The following is a 6,474-nucleotide window of genomic DNA, read 5'->3' as shown; positions in this document are numbered from 1 at the left end:
GCATGTCTTGGCGCCGCACGAAAGGCGGCCTCAAAGGCCGTCGAGGCCTGCGCCTTTGTGGCCTGCAGCTCGCGCACGACAACGGTCCGTGCGGCCTTGGGATCGGCAGCGGTGCGCAGGGCGTCAACAACGGTTGCCGTCAAGGCCGCCACGTCAGGCAACGGATAGCCGGGCCCGGTCGCCAGAGGCGCTGCCGGGACCGCGACCGCTTCTCCCACGATCGTCAGAACCCGGCGCCGCCGAAGCTGCGTGGGGCGCCGTCGATCACCACCACCTGGTTGCTGCGGATCTGGGCGATGGCCAGACCGCGTTCATTGGTGCCGTTCGACAAAAGCCGGAAGATGCCGGACACCCCGGCAAAGCCCGCCGACTGCGTCAGGTCGGACTTGCTGAGCGGCTGGCCGTCCTTTGCCCGGCTGGCCAGTGCGCCAATCGCGGCGATCCCGTCATAGGCGAGCCCCGCGATCGGCGCGGGCCGCGACCCATAGGCCCCTTCATAGCGCGACCGGAACTGCGCCTGCAGGCTCGGGTCCGGCATCGCGAACCAACCGCCTTGCACGCCGGGCAGTGCCAGCGTCGCGGGCGGGATGTCCCAGCGCGTCAGGCCGATGAACTGGGTCGTGCCCCGGTCAATGCCGTTCTCGACCAGAAGCTGGCTCAGCAAAGGCAAGGCGCCCGCAGTGTCGGCCGTCAGGAACAGCGCCGTCGCGCCCGAAGACTTGGCCGAGCTGACGATGCCCGAGGCCGCCTGCACGATACCGTTCTGCGAAAACTCATACGAGGTGACGCCGACGACCGAGCCCCCCGCAGCCGACACCCCACGCTCGATCGCGCTCTTGCCGGCCTCGCCCGAGACGTTGCGGTCATGCACGATCAGGATCTTCGACTTGCCGTTGCGGACCGCATAGCCCGCAAGCCGCCGTGCGGTGTTTTCAAACGTCTGGCCCAGCACGAAGACGTTCCCGCCCGCGATGCCGGCATTGTTGGAAAACGCCAGCACGTTCACGCCGGAATTCGCCACGGCAACGCCTGCGGCATTGGCCTCTTCCGAATAGAACGGACCCAGGATGACCTGCGCACCCTCATCCACCGCCTGCTTGGCCAAAGCTGCGGCCTGCGCCGGGCTGCCGCCCGTGCGGTAGACGCGCAAATCGATGTTGACGCCGGAAAGGTCCGCCATCGCAAGCCGCGCGGCGTTTTCAAGGTTCTGGCCGAAAAGCTCGTCCTGCGACTGGCCCGAGCCTGACGGGATCAGCAGTGCGACTTGCACCGACCCCCCCCTTGGGCCTTGCGTACTTGGCCCGCCCGTCGGAACACAGGCCGCAAGGACCACAGCACCAAGAACAAGCAACATCTGACCCAGCGACTTGCGGGCCCGGAGAATAACGGACAACATGGTGGTTCCTCACTCTGCAGCGGCACGGCGATTGCGGACCAAGGTAATTGGTTCGGGAAGGGAAGTAAACTTGTGAGGCAAACCTCCGATAACCCTGATTCCCCGGCCAAACCAACCCTGCGCGCCATTCCGCCGGGGCTGCACTTTGTGTCGACACCAATCGGTGCCGCGCGGGACATCACGCTCCGGGCGCTGGATGTGCTGGGCGCGGCCGATGTGCTGGTGGCCGAGGATACCCGGACACTGAGGCACCTGATGGAAATCCACGGCATTCCCCTGGCGGGCAGACAGGTCATCGCCTACCACGACCACAGCGGCGAAGGTCAGCTGCAACGCCTGCTGGGGCTGATAGGTGAGGGGAAGAGCCTCGCCTACGCGTCGGAGGCCGGAACCCCCCTGATCTCGGACCCCGGCTTCGAGCTCGCCCGCGCGGTGGCCGCTGCAGGCCTCCCGATGACCGCCGCCCCCGGCCCCTGCGCCGCGATCTGCGCGCTGACGCTTTCGGGCCTGCCGTCCGATCGCTTCCTCTTCGCAGGCTTCCCCCCCGCAGCCCAAGGCGCCCGGCGGGAGTTTCTGGCCGACCTTGCAGGCGTTCAGGCGACGCTGATCTTCTACGAAAGCCCGAAGCGGCTTACGGCCCTACTCGCCGAGATGGCGCGGACCCTCGGCGGGGCCCGGCAGGCCGTGGTCTGCCGGGAACTGACCAAACGCTTCGAGGAAGTCTCACGCGGAAGCCTTGAGGCCCTGGCAACCGAATTCGCATCCCGTGAGGTCAAGGGCGAGATCGTCGTCCTCGTCGACCGCGCCGCACCCGAAGCGGCAAGCGAAGCGACCATAGAAGCCGCGCTGGATACAGCCCTTGCCACCATGAGCGTTAAGGATGCTGCAACCTTTGTCTCGCAAACTCTGGGCGTATCGCGCAAGATCGCTTACCGGATCGCCCTAGACCGCAGCCAAGGATAGCCTGCCATGCCCTTCGACTTCGTCTCTGCACCGGTCAGGCGCAACCGCTCGGCGCGTGGTCTGCAGAACTACCACGCGGGGCATGCCGCCGAAGGCTCGGTCGCCCGTCACTACGAAGACCGGGGCATCGCGATCTGTGCCCGGAACTGGCGCGGGCTCACTGGTGAAATCGACCTGATCGGCCGTCGCGGCGATGAGGTGATCTTTGTCGAAGTCAAGCAAAGCCGCAGCCATGACCTTGCGGCCTCGCATCTGTCGCAGGCCCAGATTGGCCGCATCTTCGCAACCGTCGATGAATTCCTCGCGGGGGAACCGAAAGGCCTTCTGACCGATGTCCGCATCGACCTGGCACTTGTTGACGGGCTCGGTCGGATCGACGTGTTGGAAAACGCCTTCGCGGGCTGAATTGCATCTTCCCCCGCCTTGGGTCATCACTCCTCCCGAACCGTGGTGGAGAATGTCATGCCCCTCAAGGTAGCCCTGCAGATGGACCCGATCGGGTCGGTCAACATCAACGCCGACTCGACCTTCCGCATCGCGCTTGAAGCACAGGCCCGGGGGCACCGGCTCTTCTACTACACGCCCGACCGGCTGACCTTTGTCGAGGGCCGCGTCATGGCCCGCGGCTGGCCGGTGGAGGTCCGGCGCGAGGTCGGGAACCACGTGACCTACGGCGACGAGACCGAGGTCGACCTTGCCGACTACGATGTCGTCTGGCTCCGCCAGGACCCGCCCTTCGACATGGGCTACATCACCACGACCCACCTTCTGGAGATGATCCACCCCCGCACCCTGGTCGTGAACGACCCGTTCTGGGTCCGGAACAGCCCGGAAAAGCTCCTCGTCCTCCGTTTCCCGACCCTCACCCCCCCCACCGCCATCGCCCGCGACCTTGCCACCATCCGCGCCTTCAAGGCGCGCCATGGCGACATCATCCTGAAACCCCTCTACGGCAACGGCGGGGCTGGCGTCTTCCGGCTTGACCCGAACGACCGCAACCTCTCCAGCCTCCATGAGCTTTTCATGGGCATCAACCGTGAGCCGCTGATCGTCCAGAAATTCCTGCCCGCCGTCGAAAAGGGCGACAAGCGGGTGATCCTCGTCGATGGCGAGCCGGTGGGTGCGATCAACCGCGTGCCGCAGGCCGGTGAGACGCGGTCGAACCTGCATGTCGGCGGACGGCCCGAGAAAATCGGCCTGACCGAACGCGATCTGGAGATCTGCCGCACCATCGGCCCCACCCTGCGCGAGAAGGGCCAGGTCTTCGTCGGCATCGACGTCATCGGCGACTGGCTGACCGAGATCAACGTGACCTCACCCACCGGCATCCAAGAGCTGGAGCGGTTCGACGGCACCAACGCCGCCGCCCGGATCTGGGAGGCGATCGAGGCGAAGCGCCGGGCCTGAGGCCCCCTGTCATACCAGTCCGCTGTCTGGATATTTCGAGACAACGTCCCAGACGAGCTCTTTCATCCATGCCGCCAGTTTCGGCGACGGCCAGCCCGGCTCGCCGCGGACAGCCGGGATCGTCCGCGGGTCGCGGCCATAGATCACCGCAAAATGGGCAAGCGCGATCAGGTAAGTGCCCTTCTCGTTCACGTGGATCATGTCCCGGAACAGGTCCGACATCGCCGTAAGCTCCGGCGCCGTCCCCGCCTGGATCGCATCGTAGACCGCCGCCATGATCTTCGGCCCCGGGATGACCCGCATCGGCGGGCTTCCTTCCGGCCGGTTCTGGTTCACATAGTTCGCGACGTCCTGCCAGGACCCCATTTCCAGATCCAGCCGCTCGCGGAACGGGATGAGCCGTTCGTCGAAGTCATAGGAATCCTCGTTGCCGGGCCCGCTGTTGATCGTGATCCACGACGCATAAAGGATCGTGTCGGCACCGCGCCCGCCGTCACCCTCCTTCAGGGCCAGCTTGAACCATTCCAGCGTCAGCTCGTTCGTGTGATGGTACTGGATCGCCGACCGGACCGGCACGCGCTCGGTCAGAACCAGAAGCTGAAAGTCCGCGATGTCGCGCTTGGCGTCAGGGATCAGACCGTAGTCGTTCTCCCAGCGAAGCTCGATCGGGCTGCCCGGAACCGTCGACCACTCGATCGCCATCCCGAGCGACTCCTTCCCGCCCGCAGCCCTGACCATGATCGCCAGCGGGCCTGGTATCGGATCCGTCAGGCTGTGGCCCGACATGACAATGCGGAGGTTGAAGGGGCGCTGCACCGGCTCGGCCAGGGCCTGACCCGCGCCAAGGGCAGACAGCGCCGGTACTGCGGCAAGACCGGCAAGAACGGTTCTACGATCGGGATAATGCGACATGAGACAAATCCTTTGCTTCAGAGAAAAGCGGCGAACACCGGAAGCCTACAGCCAGAATGATTCGATGAGAAGTCGCGGCTGTTGGCCCCGCAAGCTCCGGACGACGAAAACCGGCGCGGCCGGCTGCCCCGCCAGGGAAGCGGCGGTAAGACCTTTGGCCTGTATCGGCCCGCCCCCCGGCTGGGCTAGTGTTGCGGTGCTCCAAGTCCCCGAAGCCTGTTGCGAGATATCGATGCTCCCTGCCGCCGCCCCGATCCGGCACCTGAACTCGGCCCTGATCGTCGACGATCATCCGCTGTTCTGTGATGCCCTGGCCATGACGCTGAAGTCGGTCGCCGGAATTCAAGAGATCGAAACCGCCGACCGGCTGGAAACCGCGATCCAGCGGGTCGACCAGCGCCCGCTGCCAGACGCCGTCGTGCTTGACCTGAACCTGCCCGATGTCAACGGGATCGACGGGCTCATCCGTTTGCGTCAGGCAGCGGCCGACGTACCCGTACTGGTTGTGTCTTCGCTTGCCGACAACCGCGTCATCGGGGCCTGCCTTGCTGCCGGAGCGGCCGGTTTCGTGCCGAAGCATTCCCGCCGCGAGGTCTTCCGCGCGGCCTTCGAGGCCCTGCGTGAGGGGCGGCGCGTCCTGCCCGAAGGCTACGATCCCGCCCCCGACGCACGCGTCCGCAGCAGTGTGCGGGAAGAGGCGATCGCCCGGCTGGCGCTTCTGACCCGCCAGCAGGCGAAAATCCTGCAGCTGATCTGCGACGGCCTTCTGAACAAGCAGATCGCCTACGAGCTTTCGATTGCCGAAACCACCGTCAAGGCCCATGTGACTGCCATCATGCGCAAGCTGAAGGCCCAGAACCGAACCCAGGCCGTGCTGGCCGCCGGCCAGACGAGTTTCACCAGCCTCATGCCCGAGGATCGCTAAGGGCGGTCATCGCGCGCCTGTGATGCGCTTGCTCGTCAGGCCGCTTGCGCCGGGGCTATCCTGCCCGAAAGATGGTATACGACTTAGGCAGCATAGCGGTGGCGCCTTGCCACCCCTACGCTGGCGCTGCAACGGGGGGACCACAGATGAAACTGACCGACACCCGCGAGATCAAGGCCGCCCCGCAGGTGGTCTGGGACGCGATTCTGAACCCCGAAATGCTGAAGGAATGCATCCCCGGCTGCGAAAGCCTGACGGGATCGATCGCCGATGGCTATGAGGCTGTCGTCAAACAGAAAGTCGGCCCGGTCTCGGCCACCTTCACCGGCCTTGTCCAGCTTTCCGACATCGTGCCAGGCCAGTCGCTCCGGATCTCCGGTGAGGGGAAAGGCGGGGTGGCTGGCTTTGCGAAGGGGGGCGCGAACGTGTCGTTCGAGCCGATGGAGGGAGGCACCCGCCTGACCTACGAGGCGGAAGCCAACGTGGGCGGAAAGATCGCCCAGCTTGGCAGCCGGATCATCGACAGCTTTGCCAAGAAACTGGCCGACGAGTTCTTCACCCGCTTCCAGGAGGCGGTCGAGGATCCCGAGCCGGAACTGGAGACTGCGACAGAAGAAGCAGTTGCCGATTCGGACGAAAAGAAGAAGGGTTGGTTCAAGCGACTGATCGGCGGCTGAACCACCGACGTTATACCTAGGAATACCCAGGGAGGAGAATAATGACGAAAGTCTCGATGACCGTGAACGGCAAGGCCGTTTCCGGCGAAGTGGAAGGGCGGACGCTTCTGTCCGCTTTCCTGCGTGAAGGGCTGGGGCTGACCGGCACTCATATCGGCTGCGACACCAGCCAGTGTGGCGCCTGTGTTGTGCAT

Annotated in this window: 9 protein-coding genes; 6 read left to right on the top strand and 3 right to left on the bottom strand. The window is 65.3% G+C overall.

The annotated features are described in order from the left end of the window. Together ACRCSW_RS11310 and ACRCSW_RS11305 are read right to left on the bottom strand one after the other, a co-directional pair. Positions 1–218, bottom strand: a 218-nt coding sequence (locus tag ACRCSW_RS11310; RefSeq protein ID WP_438705128.1) for a hypothetical protein, incomplete at its 3' end; no start/stop codon positions are given. 5 nt (positions 219–223) lie between these two features. After that, the gene (locus ACRCSW_RS11305; RefSeq protein ID WP_438705126.1) at positions 224–1,396 is read right to left on the bottom strand and encodes a penicillin-binding protein activator; all 1,173 of its coding nucleotides are present in this window, start codon (positions 1,394–1,396) and stop codon (positions 224–226) included. Between the two features lie 147 nt (positions 1,397–1,543). Here ACRCSW_RS11305 and rsmI point away from each other — a divergent pair, with 147 nt between their 5' ends. The 3 genes from rsmI to gshB are packed head-to-tail and all read left to right on the top strand — an operon-like array spanning position 1,544 to position 3,766. Continuing rightward, the gene (gene rsmI, locus ACRCSW_RS11300; protein ID WP_438705125.1) at positions 1,544–2,359 is read left to right on the top strand and encodes a 16S rRNA (cytidine(1402)-2'-O)-methyltransferase; all 816 of its coding nucleotides are present in this window, start codon (positions 1,544–1,546) and stop codon (positions 2,357–2,359) included. A 6-nt stretch (positions 2,360–2,365) separates the two neighbouring features. Beyond that, the gene (locus ACRCSW_RS11295) at positions 2,366–2,764 is read left to right on the top strand and encodes a YraN family protein (RefSeq protein WP_438705123.1); all 399 of its coding nucleotides are present in this window, start codon (positions 2,366–2,368) and stop codon (positions 2,762–2,764) included. 57 nt (positions 2,765–2,821) lie between these two features. Next, positions 2,822–3,766, top strand: a complete 945-nt coding sequence (gene gshB, locus ACRCSW_RS11290; RefSeq protein WP_438705121.1) for a glutathione synthase — start codon at positions 2,822–2,824, stop codon at positions 3,764–3,766. Positions 3,767–3,775: 9 nt separating this feature from the next. Here gshB and ACRCSW_RS11285 read toward each other — a convergent pair whose 3' ends face one another. Next, positions 3,776–4,678 (bottom strand): hypothetical protein, encoded by a 903-nt coding sequence (locus ACRCSW_RS11285; protein WP_438705120.1) that lies wholly within the window; start codon positions 4,676–4,678, stop codon positions 3,776–3,778. 232 nt (positions 4,679–4,910) lie between these two features. Here ACRCSW_RS11285 and ACRCSW_RS11280 point away from each other — a divergent pair, with 232 nt between their 5' ends. From ACRCSW_RS11280 to ACRCSW_RS11270, 3 genes are all read left to right on the top strand, one after another. After that, on the top strand, positions 4,911–5,603 hold the full coding sequence (locus tag ACRCSW_RS11280; RefSeq protein WP_438705118.1) for a response regulator transcription factor: 693 nt from the start codon (positions 4,911–4,913) through the stop codon (positions 5,601–5,603). A 146-nt stretch (positions 5,604–5,749) separates the two neighbouring features. After that, the gene (locus ACRCSW_RS11275; RefSeq protein WP_438705116.1) at positions 5,750–6,280 is read left to right on the top strand and encodes a CoxG family protein; all 531 of its coding nucleotides are present in this window, start codon (positions 5,750–5,752) and stop codon (positions 6,278–6,280) included. A gap of 41 nt (positions 6,281–6,321) precedes the next feature. Beyond that, on the top strand, positions 6,322–6,474 hold a 153-nt coding region (locus ACRCSW_RS11270; RefSeq protein ID WP_438705130.1), incomplete at its 3' end, for a 2Fe-2S iron-sulfur cluster-binding protein.

It is taken from the genome of Tabrizicola sp. (assembly GCF_051645465.1).
Classification (GTDB): Bacteria; Pseudomonadota; Alphaproteobacteria; order Rhodobacterales; family Rhodobacteraceae; genus Tabrizicola.
The sequence above is the reverse complement of the archived record's forward strand: the minus strand, read 5'-3'. Positions and strand labels throughout refer to the sequence as shown.